The sequence below is a fragment of the Caballeronia temeraria genome (assembly GCF_001544795.2).
Taxonomy (GTDB): domain Bacteria; phylum Pseudomonadota; class Gammaproteobacteria; order Burkholderiales; family Burkholderiaceae; genus Caballeronia; species Caballeronia temeraria.
Map to the genome: position 1 here is coordinate 76870 of NZ_FCOI02000003.1, position 19303 is coordinate 96172.

The 19303-nt window shown below is 60.7% G+C and carries 21 protein-coding genes and 2 pseudogenes; 12 read left to right on the forward strand and 11 right to left on the reverse strand.

Annotated features, from left to right (window positions below; all coding sequences use genetic code 11):
• The first annotated feature begins 34 nt into the window (after positions 1-34).
• Positions 35-916: an isocitrate lyase/PEP mutase family protein gene (locus AWB76_RS05285; protein WP_061159086.1), complete on the forward strand. Its 882-nt coding sequence runs from the start codon at positions 35-37 to the stop codon at positions 914-916.
• Between the two features lie 10 nt (positions 917-926).
• Here AWB76_RS05285 and AWB76_RS05290 read toward each other — a convergent pair whose 3' ends face one another.
• Positions 927-1226, reverse strand: a complete 300-nt coding sequence (locus AWB76_RS05290) for a DUF4148 domain-containing protein (RefSeq protein WP_061159087.1) — start codon at positions 1224-1226, stop codon at positions 927-929.
• Positions 1227-1454: 228 nt separating this feature from the next.
• On the opposite strand from AWB76_RS05290, the gene AWB76_RS05295 reads away from it, so the two are divergent.
• Positions 1455-1748: a DUF1330 domain-containing protein gene (locus AWB76_RS05295; protein ID WP_061159407.1), complete on the forward strand. Its 294-nt coding sequence runs from the start codon at positions 1455-1457 to the stop codon at positions 1746-1748.
• A gap of 30 nt (positions 1749-1778) precedes the next feature.
• Here the strand turns inward: AWB76_RS05295 and AWB76_RS05300 are convergent, their stop codons facing one another.
• Positions 1779-2501 carry a haloacid dehalogenase type II gene (locus tag AWB76_RS05300; RefSeq protein WP_061159088.1) on the reverse strand — a complete coding sequence of 241 codons (723 nt, stop codon included), beginning with the start codon at positions 2499-2501 and terminating at the stop codon, positions 1779-1781.
• 183 nt (positions 2502-2684) lie between these two features.
• Here AWB76_RS05300 and AWB76_RS05305 point away from each other — a divergent pair, with 183 nt between their 5' ends.
• The gene (locus tag AWB76_RS05305) at positions 2685-3395 is read left to right on the forward strand and encodes an SDR family NAD(P)-dependent oxidoreductase (RefSeq protein WP_061159089.1); all 711 of its coding nucleotides are present in this window, start codon (positions 2685-2687) and stop codon (positions 3393-3395) included.
• Positions 3396-3416: 21 nt separating this feature from the next.
• The gene (locus AWB76_RS05310; protein ID WP_061159090.1) at positions 3417-3653 is read left to right on the forward strand and encodes a tautomerase family protein; all 237 of its coding nucleotides are present in this window, start codon (positions 3417-3419) and stop codon (positions 3651-3653) included.
• A gap of 56 nt (positions 3654-3709) precedes the next feature.
• Here the strand turns inward: AWB76_RS05310 and treA are convergent, their stop codons facing one another.
• Together treA and AWB76_RS05320 are read right to left on the reverse strand one after the other, a co-directional pair.
• Positions 3710-5362 (reverse strand): alpha,alpha-trehalase TreA, encoded by a 1653-nt coding sequence (gene treA, locus AWB76_RS05315; protein WP_096031256.1) that lies wholly within the window; start codon positions 5360-5362, stop codon positions 3710-3712.
• A gap of 133 nt (positions 5363-5495) precedes the next feature.
• Entirely contained in the window at positions 5496-6389 is an 894-nt protein-coding gene (locus tag AWB76_RS05320) for a helix-turn-helix domain-containing protein (RefSeq protein ID WP_061159408.1), read from the reverse strand.
• Between the two features lie 134 nt (positions 6390-6523).
• On the opposite strand from AWB76_RS05320, the gene AWB76_RS05325 reads away from it, so the two are divergent.
• The 5 genes and pseudogenes from AWB76_RS05325 (at position 6524) to AWB76_RS05340 (ending at position 10953) form a co-directional block, all read left to right on the forward strand.
• Positions 6524-7363: an SDR family NAD(P)-dependent oxidoreductase gene (locus tag AWB76_RS05325; RefSeq protein WP_061159092.1), complete on the forward strand. Its 840-nt coding sequence runs from the start codon at positions 6524-6526 to the stop codon at positions 7361-7363.
• 60 nt (positions 7364-7423) lie between these two features.
• A pseudogene (locus AWB76_RS42640) lies at positions 7424-7726 on the forward strand (FAD-dependent oxidoreductase); the annotation flags it as partial.
• A 257-nt stretch (positions 7727-7983) separates the two neighbouring features.
• Positions 7984-9168, forward strand: coding sequence for an FAD-binding protein (locus AWB76_RS05330; protein ID WP_279616387.1), 1185 nt, complete (start codon positions 7984-7986; stop codon positions 9166-9168).
• Positions 9165-9500, forward strand: coding sequence for an NIPSNAP family protein (locus tag AWB76_RS05335; RefSeq protein ID WP_061122847.1), 336 nt, complete (start codon positions 9165-9167; stop codon positions 9498-9500). Before AWB76_RS05330 ends, AWB76_RS05335 begins: the two co-directional genes overlap by 4 nt.
• A 70-nt stretch (positions 9501-9570) precedes the next feature.
• Complete coding sequence (locus AWB76_RS05340) at positions 9571-10953, forward strand: MFS transporter (protein WP_061159409.1); 1383 nt, start codon at positions 9571-9573, stop codon at positions 10951-10953.
• On the opposite strand, the gene AWB76_RS05345 is transcribed toward AWB76_RS05340, so the two are convergent.
• From AWB76_RS05345 to AWB76_RS05370, 6 genes are all read right to left on the reverse strand, one after another.
• Positions 10943-11449, reverse strand: coding sequence for an Ohr family peroxiredoxin (locus tag AWB76_RS05345; RefSeq protein ID WP_061159093.1), 507 nt, complete (start codon positions 11447-11449; stop codon positions 10943-10945). The genes AWB76_RS05340 and AWB76_RS05345 overlap by 11 nt on opposite strands.
• A gap of 14 nt (positions 11450-11463) precedes the next feature.
• A complete protein-coding gene (locus AWB76_RS05350; RefSeq protein ID WP_061159410.1) occupies positions 11464-12231 on the reverse strand; it encodes an SDR family oxidoreductase in 768 nt (255 codons plus the stop codon).
• Between the two features lie 112 nt (positions 12232-12343).
• Positions 12344-13345, reverse strand: coding sequence for a LysR family transcriptional regulator (locus AWB76_RS05355; protein ID WP_061159094.1), 1002 nt, complete (start codon positions 13343-13345; stop codon positions 12344-12346).
• Between the two features lie 75 nt (positions 13346-13420).
• On the reverse strand, positions 13421-13828 hold the full coding sequence (locus tag AWB76_RS05360; protein WP_061159095.1) for a cupin domain-containing protein: 408 nt from the start codon (positions 13826-13828) through the stop codon (positions 13421-13423).
• Positions 13829-13866: 38 nt separating this feature from the next.
• Positions 13867-14346, reverse strand: coding sequence for a carboxymuconolactone decarboxylase family protein (locus AWB76_RS05365; protein WP_061159096.1), 480 nt, complete (start codon positions 14344-14346; stop codon positions 13867-13869).
• Positions 14347-14485: 139 nt separating this feature from the next.
• Positions 14486-15367 carry an RNA polymerase sigma-70 factor gene (locus AWB76_RS05370; RefSeq protein ID WP_061159097.1) on the reverse strand — a complete coding sequence of 294 codons (882 nt, stop codon included), beginning with the start codon at positions 15365-15367 and terminating at the stop codon, positions 14486-14488.
• Between the two features lie 180 nt (positions 15368-15547).
• Between AWB76_RS05370 and AWB76_RS05375 the strand changes: the two genes are divergently transcribed.
• Positions 15548-16816 (forward strand): MFS transporter, encoded by a 1269-nt coding sequence (locus AWB76_RS05375; protein WP_061159098.1) that lies wholly within the window; start codon positions 15548-15550, stop codon positions 16814-16816.
• Here AWB76_RS05375 and AWB76_RS05380 read toward each other — a convergent pair.
• A complete protein-coding gene (locus AWB76_RS05380) occupies positions 16767-17819 on the reverse strand; it encodes a helix-turn-helix domain-containing protein (RefSeq protein WP_061159099.1) in 1053 nt (350 codons plus the stop codon). The two genes, AWB76_RS05375 and AWB76_RS05380, sit on opposite strands and share 50 nt — an antisense overlap.
• Positions 17820-18092: 273 nt before the next feature.
• Here AWB76_RS05380 and AWB76_RS05385 point away from each other — a divergent pair, with 273 nt between their 5' ends.
• Together AWB76_RS05385 and AWB76_RS40060 are read left to right on the forward strand one after the other, a co-directional pair.
• A complete protein-coding gene (locus tag AWB76_RS05385) occupies positions 18093-18389 on the forward strand; it encodes a hypothetical protein (RefSeq protein WP_061159100.1) in 297 nt (98 codons plus the stop codon).
• Between the two features lie 248 nt (positions 18390-18637).
• A pseudogene (locus tag AWB76_RS40060) lies at positions 18638-19298 on the forward strand (GntT/GntP/DsdX family permease); the annotation flags it as partial.
• Positions 19299-19303: the final 5 nt, after the last annotated feature.

The following is a 19303-nucleotide window of genomic DNA, read 5'->3' on the forward strand; positions in this document are numbered from 1 at the left end:
GCCGAACATGAACTCTCTTTCCGGAACCGAAGCCATGACCACTCCCTCTTCCCGCCGCCGCGCGGCTTTCCGCGAACGGGTCAACGCGCGCAGTGCCCTGCTGCTGCCGGGTGCGTTCAACGCGATGAGCGCGCGTGTCGCCGCCGATCTCGGTTTCGAGGCGATCTATATCACCGGCGCGGGCGTGACCAACATGTCGCTCGGCATGCCGGACCTCGGCTTCGTCGGGCTGGCGGAAATCGCGGAGCATACGTCGCGCATTCGCGATGCAGTGGATCTGCCGCTGATCGTCGATGCGGACACGGGCTTCGGCAATGCACTCAACGTGCGTCACACGGTACGCACGCTCGAGCGTGCGGGCGCCGATGCGATTCAACTCGAAGATCAGGTAATGCCGAAGAAATGCGGCCATTTCGCGGGCAAAGCCGTGGTCTCGACGAATGAAATGGTGGGGAAGATACGCGCGGCAGTCGATGCGCGCGAAGACGATAACTTTCAGATCATCGCGCGCACCGATGCTTGCGCGGTCGAAGGCTTCGACGCGGCGATCGAGCGGGCCCGCGCATTCGTCGAAGCAGGCGCGGACATTCTCTTCGTCGAAGCTATCGAAACGCCGGAGCAAATCGCATCGCTGCCGAAGCTGCTCGATGCGCCGCAATTGATCAACATCGTGATCGGCGGCAAGACGCCGGTGACCGATCGCGCCGATCTCGAGCGTCTCGGTTTCAGTCTCGTGCTCTATGCGAATGCCGCATTGCAAAGCGCCGTGCGCGGCATGCAGACGGCGCTCGGCGCATTGAAATCGCAAGGACGGCTCGATGAAGATCCCGCTGTCGTTGCGCCTTTCGCGGAACGTCAACGGCTCGTGAACAAGCCGCTCTTCGACGAACTCGACCGCAAATACGCCGCAGATTGAATGCTGCGTTTTAGCGCGAGTACATTGCATTCCAGTCGGATTGCGATACGCGCGCGCCGCCCGATTGTGATGCGCCATTCGCCGCGCCGCCATAAGCCGTCGCGCCTTTGCGTGCGGCGAGTTTGGCTTCGGCTGCCTGGATCGCTTCGGGATAATGCGCCTGATCGCCGTCGCCCACGTGATAACCGACGCTCTGCAATGCCGCGAGCTCCGCACGCACCTGGGCGCGCGTGATCTGGCTTTGCGCGAACGAAGCAACGGGAATGACGAGAGCGGTGGCGACGAGTGCTGCGCGGATGATCGACTTCATGATGAAACTCCAGTGTGATGAGGTGCCTGGCTTCGAAGATCCTTCCGTTCGAAGCAGTGAGAGCAGTCTATGACGCTGGCGTTCGCGGGTTAACCCCTAGCACAGGAAAGCACCTTTCACTGAAACGCGCTGAATCGAGAATTTGCTATGCTGGCCGCCGGAATGAACGCAAATACGCAATGCGTTCAACTCATGGCGCAAAGCGCCCGTCAAACACTGGAGATACAGATGGCAAAAGGATATTGGGTCAGCGCGTACACGAAGGTCTTGAAGCCCGAGCAGCTTGCTGAATACGCAAAGATCGCAACGCAAGCCATTGCCGAAGGCGGAGGCCGTCCGCTCGTGCGCGGCGTCGCGTCGAAAGCGCAAGGCGAAGGTGTGCTCGAGCGCACCGTCGTCATCGAATACGATTCGCTCGATGCAGCCGTCGCCGCTTATAACAGCGCGACCTATCAGCATGCGCTGGAAGTGCTGGGCGATGCGGTCGTGCGCGATTTCCGCATCGTCGAAGGCGTCGCTTAATTCCGCTTCATCGGCCGATGTTCTCGGCGCTCAGGCGCCCACGGCATCGGCCAGTTCGTTCATGTCGTTCGCGACGACATCCCAATCGCTCTCGGCTTTCAGATCGACGGTCTGACCGGGACCGCGCTCATACGGACGCGCGATGAACGCCGTACGCAAGCCGCACTTTCCGGCTGCCGCGAGATCGTCGTTGTGCGCGGCGACGAGACATACTTCCTCCGGCTTCAGCATCAACACTTCCGCCGTGCGCAAATACGCTCGCGGATCAGGCTTATAGATCTGCGCGATCTCCGCGCCGAGAATCGCATCCCAGGGCAGACCGGCGCGCTTCGCCATATCCACCATCAGCCGGATGTTGCCGTTCGAAAGCGGCGCAATGATATGGCGCGCCTTGAGCTGCTGCAGACCCGTTACTGAATCTGGCCACGGATCGAGCCGATGCCACGCGAGATTCAACTCGTCCAACGACTCAGCGGGGACAGCTTTCGGATCGATGCCGAATTCCGGCAACAGGTCTACGAGATTTTCGCGGTGCAGCACATCGAGCCGTACGAACGGCCGCTCGCCGCTTATCACCTTGCGCATCGCGGGTACGTATCGGCTGCGCCATGCATCGGCGAATGCTTCGGGCTGGGCGTCGTTCGCGCCGTGGCGTTTTAAAAACGGTGCGGCTTCGCGCGCCACGCCACCACGCCAATCCACCACTGTGCCGAATACATCGAATACGAAAGCCTTTACGTTGTTCAACGTCACGCTGTTTCTCCCAACGAGTCATTCGTCTGATCGATTCACCGAAAGCCCATTTGTTCCTCGCGCGCAAGACTGATTGTCCATCGCAGGTGTACGCAACGAACTTCGAAAAGCCTAGATTACGATCCATCGGAGCCGTCGATCGGATCCGCAACAGACCCAAATCAATTTCTTTCGAGGTTCATCATGAGCAACGCGAACAAAGTCGCTATCGTAACCGGTGCATCACAAGGTATCGGCGCTGAAATCGTCAAGACATTCCTCGCGCAAGGTTATCGAGTCGTGGCGACCGCCCGGTCGATTCAACAGCCAGACGATCCGAATGTCGTCGCCGTCGCGGGCGATATCGGCGATCGCGCCACCGCGCAACGCGTCGTCGAGGCGGCGATCGCAAGATTCGGCCGCATCGATACGCTCGTCAACAATGCCGGCATCTTCATCGCCAAGCCGTTCACGCACTATACGCAGGAAGACTATGCCGCGGTCCTGAACGTGAATGTGAATGGCTTCTTCCATGTGACGCAACTGGTTATCGAGCAGATGGAGAAGAACAAGAGCGGGCATATCGTCAACATTACGACGACGCTCGTCGATCATGCGGTAAGCGGCGTGCCTTCGGTGCTCGCATCCTTGACGAAGGGCGGTCTGAATGCCGCGACGAAGTCGCTTGCAATCGAATATGCGAAGTCCGGCATTCGCGCGAATGCGGTGTCGCCCGGCATCATCAAGTCGCCGATGCACGCGCCCGAAACGCACGAGGCACTCGGCGCATTGCATCCGATGGGACAGATGGGCGAAATGAGCGACATCGCGAATGCCGTGCTGTATCTTGATTCCGCGCCGTTCGTGACGGGCGAGATCCTGCACGTCGACGGCGGTCAAAGCGCGGGACATTGATTCTCACTCAAGGAGATCGTCATGCCGATCGTTACGATACAGGTGACACGCGAAGGCAACACGCCCGGCACGAACGCCGTGACAGCCGAGGAAAAAAGGCAACTCATCAAGGGCGCGAGCCAGCTATTGCTCGACGTGTTGAACAAGCCTGTCGACACCACATTCGTCGTCATTCAGGAAGTGGATCTGGACAACTGGGGCGTAGGCGGCTTGACCGTGCCCGAATATCGACGGCAGAAGCAGGCGAAGGAAAGCTGACGCATCGATTTACCAGCATCGCCGCGTGAATAATCCTGGCGATGCTGGTTGTATCTTTATTGCCCTGGCGAATAGAGATCGAGCAGCTTCAACGTAACGCCATTGGTCCATCCGAAGCCATCCTGTAACGGATATTCGCCGCCGCCTCCGCCGCCCGTTCCGTTACCTTCCACGATGTACTTCTCCACGAGTTTCTGCTGCGTGTTGTAGACGTTATTCACGTCGGCGAGAAAACGCGTCCCGATCTGCTGCGCGAGATCGCTGCGGCCATAACGCTTCAATCCCTGCACTGCGATCCAGTGCAATGGAGCCCACCCATTCGGCGCATCCCATTGTTGGGTCGTGTTGTACGTGGTCGTCGTGAGTCCGCCGGGTTTCAGCAGAATCGATTCGACGGTTTCCGCGGTCTTGTGCGCGCGCTCCGGCCACGCCGCATTTGCGAAGAGCGGATAAAGCATCGCCGCCGATGGATTATTGCGCGGCTGCCCGAGCTTCCAGTCGTAATCGCCGTAGTATCCGTTCTTGTTCCAGAGATATTTGTTGATGGCGATCGCACGCTTGGCCGCGCGCCCGACAAACTCGCCGACACAACCAAAATCGCGCGTCTCGCCGCAACCGATCGCAATCGTCGTTTCGAGGTGGAACATCAGGCTATTCAGATCGACGGGAATGATGGATGTCGTGCGGATCGTCGCGAGCGTCATGTTATCGCCGAACCAGCGCGAACTGAAATCCCAGCCGCTCTCGGCCGCCGCACGCAGGTCACGATAGACTTCGTTCGCCGGACGATCCGCAACCAGTTTCGCTGTGGCTACGTCTTCCGAATAGGACTCATCGCGAGGGGTGTCCCGTTCATCCCAATAGCGATTAAGCACGGTCTTGTCCTGCAGCATGACGACGTTGCGCACTGCGCCGCCCGGCTGAAGCGTATCCGCGCCCTGCATCCAGTAGCTATATTCGCGGCGCAATTGCGGCAAATACTTCTGATAAACCCGCCCGCCTTCCTTATGCGCAGCGAGCGCGACCATGTAAGAAAAGAACGGCGGTTGCGATCGGCTCACGTAATAAGTGCGATTACCGTTCGGAATATGCCCGATCGTATCGATCAGATACGCGAAGTTATCGAGCATGTCGTCGACGAGATCCTCCCGGCCTGCTTCCTGAAGACCGAGCATCGTGAAATAGGTATCCCAGTAGTAGCCTTCGCGAAAGCGCCCGCCCGGCACGACGTATTGCTTGGGCATCGGAATCAGCGAACTATTGGCGGGCACGTTCGCGGTGGTCGTCAGACGCGTGAGCTCGGGCCAAAGCCAGTCGATATGCTCACGCAGCGACTGGTTCGGCGGCGGCGTGACGACCTGATCCGTCGGCGGCGTGAAGTATTGCGCGACGAAGGCCGCGAGCGAAAAGCCCGGCACCGACATCTGCTGATGATAGGCCTGCACAATCTGCGCGGGATCGATCTTGGGCACGGCATCGACGAAAGTCTTTTGGTCCGGGTAAATGTTCTGCGTCTGCACGGCGACGAAAAGATCGCCGTATAACTCGCTCGGCGGAGGCAGAAGCGTGTAGCCGGTTTGCGCGTCGGCAAAGGCGACATTGGCCGCCGCGCTCATGACGAGCCAGGCAGCGCTCAGCATTCCTCGTGCCTTGAACTGGAAGCGCCGCGACGCCTCGTGCGCCGCTCGACGCGATGACAGTGCGATCATGCTCACTCCTTCGAAGGGTGAATGAACCGGACTGGTCTCGCTCGTGCCGTTGTTGTTCTGATTGATTCACAGCACGGCGAAGCATCGCACGCTTGCACGATGGTGGCAACCCTCAGGCCACGACGAAAAAAGACTACTGAATCGCGAGCGCCTTGTGCGCTTCTGCCTGGAATTGCGTAGGCGTAACGCCGGTCTGCTTGCGAAAGTAGCGGCTGAAATACGCGATATCGGAAAAGCCCAATCCATGCGCGATCTGCTTGACCGACATGTTCGAATAGACGAGGTCGCGCTGTGCTTCGCGCAGCAGATGCTCATTGATCATTGCGAGCGGCGAACTCGATATCTCCTCGCGACAAACTCGCCCGAGCTGCGTGACGGTCATACCGAGCTTTTGCGCATAGAACTCCACCGGGCGGTGCTCGCGAAAATACGCGGCAACCAGTTCCCGGAAGCGCTTGATCTGCTGCGCGCGCCTTTCCGTCGATGCGACATGCGGTGCGGACGCGCTCTCGCACAACCGGACTGCGTGAATGAGAAGTGCGATCAATAGCGACATGCCCGCCGCCATGTGCCCGCGATTCGTCGCGCGGAATTCTTTCTCCAGCAATTCGAGGATCGGCACGAACGCGCTTTCCTTGACGGCCTGCGCACTCATCCGCGAAACCCCGGCGCGCTGCAACATCGAAACGAGACGCGGCGCCGCGATCGATGCCAGCGACTCGATCGATCTCTGCGCGACAGTGATGACGAGACCATCGATGTCCGGCGCGAAGTTGAATCCATGCACCGTTTGCGCGGGCAACATGATGACGCACGGCGGCTCGATATCGATCATGCTGTTCTCGATCAGCACTTGCCCGCCGCCGCCGCGAATGTACAGAAACTGCAAAAGCGCGTCGTGACGATGCGCATCGATATGCCAGTCGTTCGGCGCGCTGCGCTCGACGATCCATTCGAAGTTGAACGCGTCATACCACGGCGGACGCGCCGATTCTCCGTACAAGTTGTAGTTAGGGATTTTCCTCATGTCGTGCATCTCCTGATGCACAAATTGTCCTGTCGTCTGCTGCCTTTGTCCAATTTTTCCTGCAGGGCCGTGAATATACTTTTTTCACGGGCACGAATAACGGCGCCTTCATCGAACGGAATCAGGAGACAAGGATGACTAATCAGGTCGCGCGGGATCATACCGCGCAGCATTGGCTCAGACTCGAATCGAGCGTGTGCGCGGTGACGGGCGCGGCGGGCGGAATTGGCCGCGCCATAGCTTCGGCATTGGCGGATGCGGGCGCGCGCCTCGCGTTGCTCGATCGCGATGAGGCGGGTTGTAATGCTGCCGCGCAAGCATTGCGCGCTCGCGGTGTCGATGCCATCGCCATAACCTGCGATATCAGCGATGTGGCGAGCGTGAACCGCGCACGCGATCAGGTCGCGCGCACATACCGTCATGTCGATGTACTCGTCAACAATGCGGGCCTGTTGCGAGCGGGCGGCATCGAAGATATCGGCATCGATGCATGGAACGCGATGCTCTCCGTCAATCTCACTGGCTACATGCTATGCGCACAGGCATTCGGGCGCGGCATGCTTGCGCGCGGGACCGGAAGCATTGTGCATATCGCATCGGTGGCAGCGCATCATCCGCAGACGTGGAGCGGCGCATATAGCCCGAGCAAAGCGGGCATCGCAATGTTGTCGCGTCAGATCGCCGCCGAATGGGGCGCGCGGGGCGTGCGAAGCAATACCGTATGTCCCGGCATGATTCGCACGCCGCTTTCGAAGGCGTTCTATGAACAAGGCGATGTGGAAGCGCGCCGCAGTGCGATGACTGCGAGCCGGCGTATCGGCGAGCCTCGTGATATCGCCGAGGCCGTGGCATTTCTTGCAAGCCCACGAGCAGCCTATGTGAACGGTGCAGAGCTTTCGGTCGATGGCGGCCTCGAATGCATGTTGATGGACCTCGTTCCGCGTCCCGGCTTCGAAGCACCGCGTAACGCCTGAAACAAGGCGTTTCCTCTCACCGGTGCGCAACGCAACCCGGTTCAATCAAAGGACTGCACCATGACTACCGTAACGCGGTCGTCCGATCTCGCTTGCGACGTGCTCGTGATCGGTTCGGGCGCCGGCGGCCTTTCGACGGCCATTACAGCGAAGAAGCAAGGGCTCGACGTGATCGTCGTCGAGAAAGAGGAATACTTCGGCGGCACGACCGCGTTTTCGGGTGGCGTCTTGTGGATACCTGGAAATCGGCATGCAAAGGAAGCGGGTGTTCAGGATACGCGCGAGGCTGCCGTTCGGTATATGCGAGGCGAGACTGGCGCAATGTATGACGAAGCGGCCGTCGATGCGTTTCTGGACAACGGCCCGCGCATGATCGATTTCTTCGAGCGCGAGACCTCGGTCGCTTTCCTGCCAACGCTCTATCCTGACTATCATCCCGATGCGCCAGGCGGCGTCGACGTGGGACGTTCTGTCGTCGCGAAGCCATTCGATGCGCGCGCGCTCGGCAGAGATATCGTGCGCCTGCGTCCGCCTTTGAAGACGATCACCTTCATCGGCATGATGTTCAATTCATCGAGCGCCGACCTCAAGCATTTTTTCAACGCGACGAAATCGTTCGAATCCGCGTGGTATGTCGCGAAGCGCCTCGCGAGTCATCTCAGGAACTCGCTTTATACAAGCGCGGCGTGCAGATCACGAGCGGCAACGCCCTCGCCGCGCGTCTCGCCAAATCGGCGCTCGATCTCGGCATTCCGATTCATACCCGCACAGGCGCAGAGGAACTCATTACGGTAAAGGGCCGAGTATCCGGTGCAATCGTGATCGCGGATGGACGTGAGACGCGCATCACCGCGCGGCGCGGTGTCGTGCTCGCGTGCGGCGGTTTCTCGCACGATGTCGCGCGTATCGCAAAGGCGTATCCGCATGTGCGGCGCGGCGGCGAGCATGTATCGCCGGTTCCATCGGGCAATACCGGTGATGGCGCGCGCATGGCAGAGCGCGTCGGCGGACGAGTCGATATCCGCTATCCGCAGCCTGCCGCGTGGATGCCGGTCTCTCGTGTGCCGTTGAAAGGCGGCAAATACGGCGTGTTCCCGCATCTGCTCGATCGTTACAAGCCCGGCGTGATCGGCGTGACCCGCGCCGGCGTGCGCTTCACCAACGAATCGAATTCTTATCACGATGTCGGCGCGGCGATGATCGAGGCATGTCGCGATGAAAAAGAAACATCGATGTGGCTCATTTGCGATCACGCGACGATTCGCAAATATGGCCTTGGTTTTGCGAAGCCTGCGCCGATGCCGCTCAGCGCTCATCTGAAGAGCGGCTATCTGGTCAAAGGCCGCACGCTCGAAGAACTTGCAAGGCGCACAGGCATCAATGCGACCGCACTTGAGGAGACCGTGCGCGAATACAACCGCGACGCGCTTCAAGGCAAGGACACGGCTTTCGGGCGTGGCACCACTTCGTTCAACCGCTATCTCGGCGATCCTGCGCACAAGCCGAATCCCTGCGTCGCGCCCATCGGCGATGGTCCATATTACGCGCTCAAAGTCGTGATGGGCGATCTGGGCACCTTCGACGGCATCGCAACGAATCCGCACGGACAGGTTCTCAAGGACAACGAGCCCATTCCCGGCCTCTATGCCGTCGGCAACGACCGCGCGAGCATCATGGACGGCAATTATCCCGGCGCGGGCGTCACGCTCGGTCCAATCATGACCTTCGGTTATCTCACGGGATTGCATCTCGCCGGCCGCATCGATACACAAGCGCAGTCCAAGGAACTGAGGAGCGCAGCATGAGCAAGCCTTTCATCGATCATCGCATCTACACGATCAAGCCGCGCGGCATGGCGGAATTCATCGACGTATTCGATCGTCTCGCAATGCCCATTCAACTCAAGTATCTTGGCGCGCCCGTCGGCTTTTATATGAGCGATATCGGCGCGTTGAATCAGGTCGTGCATCTGTGGGGCTACGAAAGCATCGCGGACTACGACCAGCGGCGCACCGCACGCGACAACGATCCAGAATGGCCCGCTTATCTGCAGGCTTCGGCGCATCTCATCGTCGCGCAGGAAAGCCGCATTATCAGGCGCGTCGAGTTCAGGAGTCTTTCGCCTGCCGTGCGTTGATGCGCGGCATAGCGGCACGAAGAAGGCCGCACATTGCACTGATACATGAATGAATGGAGACATGAACGATATGGAAAAGAACCTTGGGACCATCGAGGTCCAGAGCTTCATCGACGGCGAACGCTTTTCGCCCTATCAATGGGTCATTCTGATCCTGTGCTTTCTGGTCGTCGCCGCCGATGGCTTCGACACCGCCGCGGTCGGTTTCATCGCGCCGTCGTTGATCGGTGACTGGGGCATCACGCGCGCCGCGCTGGGGCCGGTGATGAGTGCAGCGCTCGTCGGACTGGGTATTGGTGCGCTTGCAGCAGGACCAGCCGCCGATCGCATCGGACGCAAAGCAGTGCTCGCGCTCTCCGTGTTTTTCTTCGGCGTGTGGAGTCTCGCGTCGGCTCAAGCGAGCTCCGTCGAAACGCTGACTGCATGGCGCTTTCTCACCGGCCTCGGGCTCGGCGCGGCTATGCCCAACGCGGTTACGCTGATGTCCGAGTACGCGCCCTCGCGCATTCGTGCGGTCGTCGTGAATACGATGTTCTGCGGCTTTTCCGTGGGGCTTTCTATCGGCGGGCTTTGTGCCGCGTGGCTCATTCCGCATTTCGGCTGGCAAAGCGTGCTCGTCGCCGGAGGTCTCGGTCCTATCGTCCTCACGGTGCTGCTGCTCGTTCTGTTGCCGGAGTCCGCGCAATTCTTGGTCGTGAGAAAGCGTCCCGCGCAAAAGATCGCGCGTGTCCTGCGCCGCATCTCGAACGATCCACGCCTTGACGAAGATGCGCGCATCAGCTTCATCGCCGCCGATACGCGCGCCGGCAGTGCTGAAAAATCTTCGCTTGGAATCATCGTCTCGCGGCCTTATCGCTTCGGCACGTCGATGTTATGGCTCGCTTATTTCATGGGCCTGATGATCTTCTATCTGCTCACCAACTGGCTGCCCACGCTCTTCAAGGACGCTGGCTTTTCCGCCGAACGCGCCGCGCTCACGACGTCGCTCTTTCCGCTCGGCGGCATACTCGGCAACTTGTGTCTCGGCTGGGTGATGGACAAGGCGAACCCGCGACGCGTGAATGCATGCGCTTACGTGCTCGCGGCCGCGATGGTGTTGACGATCGGACGCGGCGTCGCGGACCAGTTCTGGCTTGCCGTGCTGATCTTTCTCACGGGCACGGCCGTGACGAGCGCGGTCACGTCGATGTCGGCGCTCGCAGCGTCGTTCTATCCGACACGAAGCCGCGCGACGGGCGTCGCATGGATGCTCGGCATCGGACGCATGGGCGCCGTTGCGGGTGCAATGACCGGTGGCCTGCTGATGAGCATGGGTCTGCAGTTCGGCGCTGTTTTCACATTGCTCGCGATTCCTGCGTTCATCGCCGCGTTTGCATTGGGTGCGTTGAGCAGGCATGAAGCGTCGCCTGAATCGCGCCAGGTCCATCAATCCGCGCACGTGCCTACCGAGTGATATCAGATGCAAGCGCGACAACATTGACGATGCCGTGCCGCGCCATCTTCTTATAAGGACAAAAGCGCTCGGTGTTGCGCACGAGTTCCTCCGCGACCATGCGTTCGACGCCAGGCATATGCACGCGCGTGTGTGCAGTGAGCACGAAGAGTCCGTCCATCGGATCGCGGGCGAACTCAACGGTGACGGACACGCTGGCCGCCTCTGTGACGATGCCGGCGCGCGCCGCCAGCAATACCATTGCGCCATGAAAGCACGCGGCATAAGCGGCAGCGAACAACTGCTCCGGGTTCGTGCCGCCGCCGGAACCGCCGAGCGCTTCGGGCATGCGCAGATTCAGGCCGAGATTGCCGTCGTCGGAACGCGCCACCCCCGAAGCGCGGCCATGTTCCGCATCGCCGCCCGTCACCGTGACGGTCGTCGAATACAACGCTTGTACATCATGGCCCCGATACCTGTCGAGCAAGCCGAGGGGCGGCGGAATGAGCGGCGCCATGACGAAACGGTCGCCTAGTGCGCGGCTGGTGAGTGGTTCTGGCTTTGCCTGAACCATGCATCGAAGTTCGCCGCACCGAGATGCGCGTGCGCGCCCGGCAGCAGCGTATCCGCGGCGAGCTGTGCGCCGAAGTAGAGCGTGCTTTCATCGGCGATGACGTTGCGTGCATCGCCGGTCGCCTTGAAATAGCGCTGCATCAGATCGCAAAGGCGCGACTTCTCCGGACCTGCGATTTCCACAACGCCGTTCATCGGCGCATCGACCGCGCAATCGGCGACGGCATTCGCGACATCGTCCGAAGCGATTGGCTGAATGTATGCGTCCGACAAATGCACCGTATCTTCATTGGCGCACGCTTGCGCTATAGCACCGAGGAACTCGAAGAACTGCGTCGCCTGAACGATCGTGTACGGCACGCCCGATTCGCGTATCAGCTTTTCCTGCGCGATCTTGCCGCGAAAATAGCCGCTTTGCGCGAGGCGATCCGTGCCGACGACCGATAGCGCCACATGATGCGCGACGCCCGCCGCTTTCTCCGCTGCGAAGAGATTGCGTCCGGATGTCTCAAAGAATTCGAGCACGGCCTTGTCTTCGAATGAAGGCGAGTTGGCGACGTCGACTACCACGCGTGCGTCCTTTAGCGCTTCATCGAGGCCCTCCCCCGTTATCGTATCCACGCCCGATTTCGGCGATGCCGCGATAACATCGTGGCCGCGCGCTCGCAAGTTCTTCACGACCTTACTGCCGATAAGTCCGCTTCCGCCTATCACTACGATCTTCATGATTGCCTCCGTTGAACCGATGCGCCGAACATGCTGCACGTGAGGCATGGTAGACGCGCGAGTTTGCATGCGGTAGCCCCGCCGATGGACGTACGATGTTGCCTTCGATGCATCAATCAGCGCAAACGAGATTCGACGTGTTCGTGATAGTCGTCGTCAGACAATGCAGATCGAGTGCACGCGTATGCTCGGTCATGTAATCGACGAATACACGCACACGCGCGGGCAATTGCTTGCGGCTCAGATAACAAAGATAGTGGCCGCCGTCATCGAGCGCATGTTGTGCGAGACACATGACGAGGCGCCCGGCCTTGAGCGCATCGCACACGAGATACGCGGGAAGTTGCGCGATGCCTTGCCCGTCGAGCACCGCTTGCAGCATCAGATCGATGTCGTTGAATGTTTGCCGCGCGACAGGCGAGCGCTTCTGCGCAAGGCCATCGACTTTGAATTCCCAGTCGGCGATGCGCCCGGCCGATGCCCTGTAATTGATGCAGCGATGTTTGTCGAGATCACCGATATGACGCGGCAAGCCGTGTTCGCGCGCATAGCCCGTTGATGCGCATACGATCATCTGCATCGGAATCAATTGTTTCGCGACGACTTCGCTGTCTTCCATATGCCCGTCGCGGAAGGCGACATCGATACGGTCTGCAGTGAAATCGCATGGACGATCGTTGAGCAGCAATTCGAGCGCGATGTCCGGATAGCGCGCATTGAATCCGGCGAGAAGCGGCGCGACCACCTTGCGTCCGAAGCCCGGCGCCGATGCGATGCGCAAGTGCCCGCGCGGCGGACCGTGGCGCAGTTCGCGCATGTCCTCGAGCGCCTGCACGATGCGCTCAACGCCCGGCTGGCAATTCTTGTAGAAGAGCTCGCCCTCGCGCGTGAGAGACGTGCTGCGCGTGGTGCGAAGAAAGAGACGTGCATCGAGCTGTGCTTCAAGCTTCTGAACGTTACGGCTGACGGCGGAACGACCGATGCCCAGGCGGTCGCTCGCTTTCGCGAAGCTGCCTTCATTGGCGACGGCAAGAAAAGAAACGACGCCCGCATAACTCGTCACGAAGCTGTACGCGAGCGAATCGTCGGAATGGCACGCAAGGTCTGATGGCATGGCGGCATGAAACGTAGTGGCTCTGTATCACTAGACGTTCGCGCCGCCCGGTTTGTGACAGACGATCCCGAATTTTTATTTCACCGGCGTCAGAACCGGCTTGTCCTTGTCCTTGAGCAGCAGCACGATGAACTTCGCGCGCTTCGTATTGCTCGCATTGCGGCCAACGGTGTGAATATCGTCAGGACCTTCATAAAAAGTATCGCCGGGTTTGAGCGTCACAGCCTTGCCGCCTTTGACCTGCATGACGATCGAGCCTTCGAGAACATACACATACGCGTGCGCATCGTGTCGATGAACCGGATCGACCGCGCCCGGCGGATATTCCACGCTGATCATCAGCGCTTCTTTGCCCTGATATTCGGGAAGCGGCTTCGTCATGAGCTCCTTGACGATCGCCTGCGGCGCGGCCCCTGCCGTATTCGCGACCAGCGCCGCGCATCCGATGACGAACGCAAATCCCACGCGTTTGACGCTTTGCATGATGCTTTCTCCAAGGATCGAATGACGGCGCTCACGCATTACGACAGGTTTGCCTTGTCGAGACCGAAGGCTTTATCGGACGACCCCGGCACTGTCCGGAACGCGACATTCGCACGATTCCAGCCATTGATCTCCATGATCGTGTACGTGAGATCGGACAACTCTCTCTCCGTGAACTGCTCGCGCACGCGCGCAAAAAGCGCGTCGGAAACGCCGTCTTCGGGAATGCGCGTCAGCACTTCGGTCCATGCGAGCGCGGCGCGTTCGCGCGGCGAGAACAGCGTCGACTCGCGCCAGATCGCCACATGATGCGTGCGCAAGTCTCGTTCGCCATGAATCTTCGCTTCCTTCACGTGCATATCGACGCAAAAGGCACAGCCATTCATCTGCGATGCGCGAAGCGTGACGAGATCGCGGGTTGTCTGTTCGATCGAGCACTCGCGCAACGCCTGGCTAAACTCGTAGAACTTCTTGAACAGCTCGGGCGATTGTTGAACGTAGTTGATTCGCTGCGTCATGATGACTCCATGCCTGGTTGAGGACGTTGGCCGGCGCTTCATGTCCGGCATGGATGTCATCGTAATTTTGCGCGGCGCGTCCCGGTAGACCCGTGAGCGTGCGCACGCTATTGCCTCGCGCGCATCAATCGCTCGTCGATCAAGCATTGCCATGACGAGCCGCGATGCGCTTCAGCTTCTCGGGGTTACGCTGCACCAGAATGCGTACGATACGGTCGTCTTCGATCTCGTATGTCTGGGCGGATTCGAGCTTGCCGTCGATGAAGCGCAAGAGCGCCCATTGCTCGTTGAGCATGACGAGTTCGATATGCACGCCTTTCCCGTAACGCAGAAATGCCGCATAGAAAAGCTGTGCAATGCGCTTGCCGCCGAGAAGCGGCTTCGGGAAGCTCTGCACGTGGCCGCCGCCATCGCCGACGAGCATCGCATCGTCCGAAAGCATCGCGTGAATGGCCGCGAAGTCGCCGAGTTCGATCGCGCGCGCGAAGGCATGCAACACGCGCCTGTGAATCTCGCGTGGCACTGAACGACGCGGCCGCTCCTCACGCAACTGTGCCTTGGCACGGCTCACGAGTTGCCGGCACGCCGCCTCCGTCTTACCGATGATGTTCGCGACTTCCGGGTAGTCCGCGTCGAAGACCTCGCGCAACAGGAACGCCGCGCGCGCTTCGGGCGTCAGGCGTTCGAGCAGCATGAGAAACGCGACGGACACGTCGTCTGCGTGCTCCGTGACTTCTTCGGGCGTCGCAGGCGGCTCGGTCATCTGCGGCTCGGGCAGCCAGATGCCGGTGTAATGTTCGCGCTGCACTTTCGCGGCGCGCAGCCGGTCGATCGAATGCCGCGTTGTCACGGCGACGAGCCACGCTTCCGCGTTATCGATAGCTTCGCGAGCCGTCGCATGCCAGCGCAGCCATACGTCCTGCACGATATCCTCGGCCTCGGCGACCGAACCGAGCATGCGATACGCGATGCCCTGCAGACGAGGGCGCAAGCGGTCGAATTCGCGCGTGGCGTCATCCATGAAGGCGGTTCCTTGTTCGTATGCAGCGTGCTAAGCCATCGACTTGAAAGGTGATCGTATATTACGCGTGCGTGCGCGCCCGTGTATTGCTGATAGACCGCGACCCTGCGCTAAAGATATGAGTAATTCGTCCGTTAATAACGAAAACCCGGAATCGAATGCCTCAAGCTCCATTCGTTCATGACTAATATGACTCGCATCATCGTGGCGACGGTGATCAGCAATGGTTTCGTCGCCTACGACTTCACCGTATACGGCTTTTCGGCGGCGATCATCGGTCGGTTGTTCTTTCCCGCGCACGATGCCGCGTCGTCCCTTTTGCTGTCGCTCGCGACGTTCGGCGCCGGCTTCGTCATGCGTCCGATCGGTGCAGTGCTGATAGGCCGTTATGCCGACCGTCACGGACGCGAGGCCGGCATGCGCCTGTCGATCGCCTTGATGGCGCTGGGAACGTGGCTGATCGCATGCTTGCCGACACATGCCGCGATCGGCGCGAGCGCGACTGTGCTGATCGTGTTCGCGCGGCTGTTACAAGGGCTCGCGACGGGCGGCGAGATCGGACCGGCGTCGGCGCTGCTCATGGAAGCCGTGCCTTATGAACGGCGCTGCTTCATCGTCAGTTGGCGCGGTGCGAGCCAGGGCGCGGCCGCGTGTTTGGCGGCGCTGGTCGGTACGTGCACGTCCGCGCTGCTTTCTCCCGAGCAACTCGCGCAATGGGGATGGCGCGTGCCCTTCGTCATCGGCGGTTTGATCGCGCCGCTTGGATGGTTTCTGCGCCGCATGCCGGGCGACGCATCGGCTGCAACGCTTCAACCCGCAGCCACGCGAACGCCGCTCGCGACCGTGCTGCGCGAGCATGCGCGACCGCTTGCATGCGGTATTCTGATGATGGCCGCGCCGTCGTCGAGCATCTATATCGCCGTGCTGTACATGCCGAGCTATCTCACACATACGCTGCAGCGGGGGCCCGCGATCAGCTTTCTGATCGCGTCGCTATCCGGTCTCGTGATTCTGATCGTGACGCCGCTCGTCGCGCTCGCCGCAGATCGACTGGTAAGCCGCAAGACGCTGCAATATGCCTCGCTCGTGGCTGCGCTCGGCACGGCCTGGCCCGCGTTTCATGCGCTCACGCATGGCGCGCCGGACGCGCTCGCGCTCGTCATCATCCTGCTCTATGTCGCGATCGCGCTGAACAACGCGGGCGCGGCATCGGTCCTGATGCTCGAAGCTTTTCCGAAGCATCGGCGTGCGGCGGCCCTCTCGGTGATCTATACCTTCGGCGTCGTCATCTTCGGGGGATTTTCGCCGCTCGCGGTTGCGTGGCTCATCGGCGCAACGGGCAACGTGATGACGCCCGCGTGGTATCTGCTCGCAGCGAACTGCATGACGCTCCTTGCGCTCAACCGCTTCCCTGAACGCCCCTCGAGTGTGCGGCGCGCGTCCGCGTGAGAGGATCGCGTGACATCGTGTGCATGAGGTCGAGCGCGCGCAGGCGCATCTCCAGCGGCGTCACATCGAATGCGCGGCGGAATGCGCGCGTGAAGTCCGACGCGCTCTTGAAACCGAGACCGAATGCAATATCCGTGATCTGCAGGTTCGGAAAGCGCGCAAGCTCATCGGCTGCCTCGCGCAAGCGGCAATGTCGAATGTATGCGCCGAGCCCGCCTTCCTGCTCGAACCATCGATAAAGGGTTGCGCGTTTCAACCCGAGCGCTTCGACGATCGTCATCGGCGTGAGATCGGCTTCGTGAAGATGCGTTTCGATGTAACGCTTCACCCGGCCTTTCATCGCCACTTGCAGCGCGGCGCGTGAATCGTGCAACGCGTGCGGATGCTCGGCGAATGCGGCGAGCAGCAGTTGTGCACCGGCATCGAGCGCATCGATGGTATCCGGCCGGTCGAGTTGCGGCAATTCGCGCGCAGTCGCATCGAAGTGCTCGAACACGAAGCGCGCGAGCGGTGCGTCGTCGGGCAATACGCGCCCGTGCAGCGCATCGCAGTCGGCAATATGCGCGGCGACGATCGCGCGCGGCACGAACATCGTCAACACGCGGCATGCCGGACGCTCGATGCGAAAGCGCTGATTCAGATCGAACGCGACGATGCCGCGCACCGAACCCAACGCGCTGCGCTTCACGCTGAGACCGCTGACATGGCCGGTCTCTCCCTCGGCATAGACGTGAAACGCGAAATCGCGGCGGGTGTCGGTCGAAACGCGCGCGATCGATCGCTCCAGCACCAGCGCGTCGGTACGCGCCTCCGTGAATACAAGGCCGCCCGCCGCGTATAAATCGATGCGGCCGGCAAAGCCGCGCGCGATCTGCTCCTTGTCAGGCACGACATCGACCACATGCCCGACGCGATCACGCCACGCGAGCAATTGCCGCTCGCGGGCAAATGCCTGCGTCGAAAAGCGAGTGAATAACTTCGGCGGATCGGAATCGGCGGGCATGAATGGCAAACAATGTCGGTCGGATCTTCCTTGCTCCGGCGTACGTCATGTGCGCCGGCAAATGAGACGCATGGTATAGCGAATTCAAAATGCAGGTATATCGTGCTCACCGAGGAGCAGCGTGTGCGGCGTCGCGGGCGGTTCAGGTCGGCGATTCCTTGCCGTCATCCCGCCGTCACACGGCTGTCTCCCACATAAATAAGGTTTACGGCTGATCAAGACCAAAAATACAGCCGCATGCAACACGCAATCAAAGACGTTCGGGGCGTCACAATGGAAAAGACGAAAGTCCTGCAAGTCAGTCGCAACGCGCCGGCCACGCGAGCGACCCTCAAGCCGGCGCGCCTTGCCGACGCGCAACTGGATCATCTCGAGCACATGATCCGTTCGTTCGCGCTTTCGGGCGATCCGAAAGCGTTGGCCAATCTCGACCACACCTACTGGCAAAGGCGGCTCGCCGCGCTCGGCGAGGAAAGCGATCTCGTCTCCACGCAACGCGCGCGCGTGCTGCGTTTGCTGGATCTTCTCGTGCAGGACCGGTCCACAGGCGCAGACAAAGCCGCCGCTTGATGCGTCACTGATCACGCATGCGGAATTCAGAACACAGAAAGGCATTTCGAATGCAAAGCGCAAAATGCCAACCGCTTCGACAGATTTCAGCGTAGGGCCAGCCTGAGAGAGCGCATTCGATGCAGGGTCTTTTTGACCGGCGCGTCGAAAAGTGCTATTACGACGGGGCTTCGCGTCCCACGCATGATTCGCAAACAGGCGATGTCATGCGCGGGTCGCGAAAGCTCTCAGTAATCGCATCGCCATGAGCTCGATGCGCGTCAGCACCTGCGCTCGCGATTCCCGCGCTCGCCGGCATGACGACGCTGCACGCGTTGCTGCCGCCGCATTCCGGTCCGCTGATCGCGGTGAGCGCATTGCATGCCGATCTCAGTCTCGCGCTGGGCCTCGGCCTCATCGTCGCGTTGCCCGCCGTGATTCTCGCGGGGCCGCTCCATCGCATCTGGCTGTCGAAGCGACTGCATATCGAGGAGCCGAGGAAATGGGCAAGCTCTGCACCGCCCTCGGTGTGGGGGGCGGCCTGAAGTAGATGCTCGTCAATGCGGGCATCAGCGCGACCATCGGTAGGATTGCGGTGGGCACGCATTCGCCACTGATTCTCCTCGCATGGCTGATCGCGATCGCGCTGCGTCAGGCGACGGGCTCGTCCACCGTCGCGACGACGACGACTGCGGGCATCGTCGCTCCGGTCGTGAGCGGACTCGCGACGACGCACGATTCGCTGATGGCCTTCGCAATCGGCGCGGGTTCGGTGTTCTTCTGCCACGTCAGCGACGCGGCTTCTGGATGGTGCGCAAGTACTTCCGGTTCAAGCTGAAGCACAGGGTTGCGGCGTGCTCCGTGTTGCAGACGATCGTGTCGGTGGTGGGCCTCGTGCTGACGCTCGTGTTGTGGAACGTGCCGACCTGAAGGCT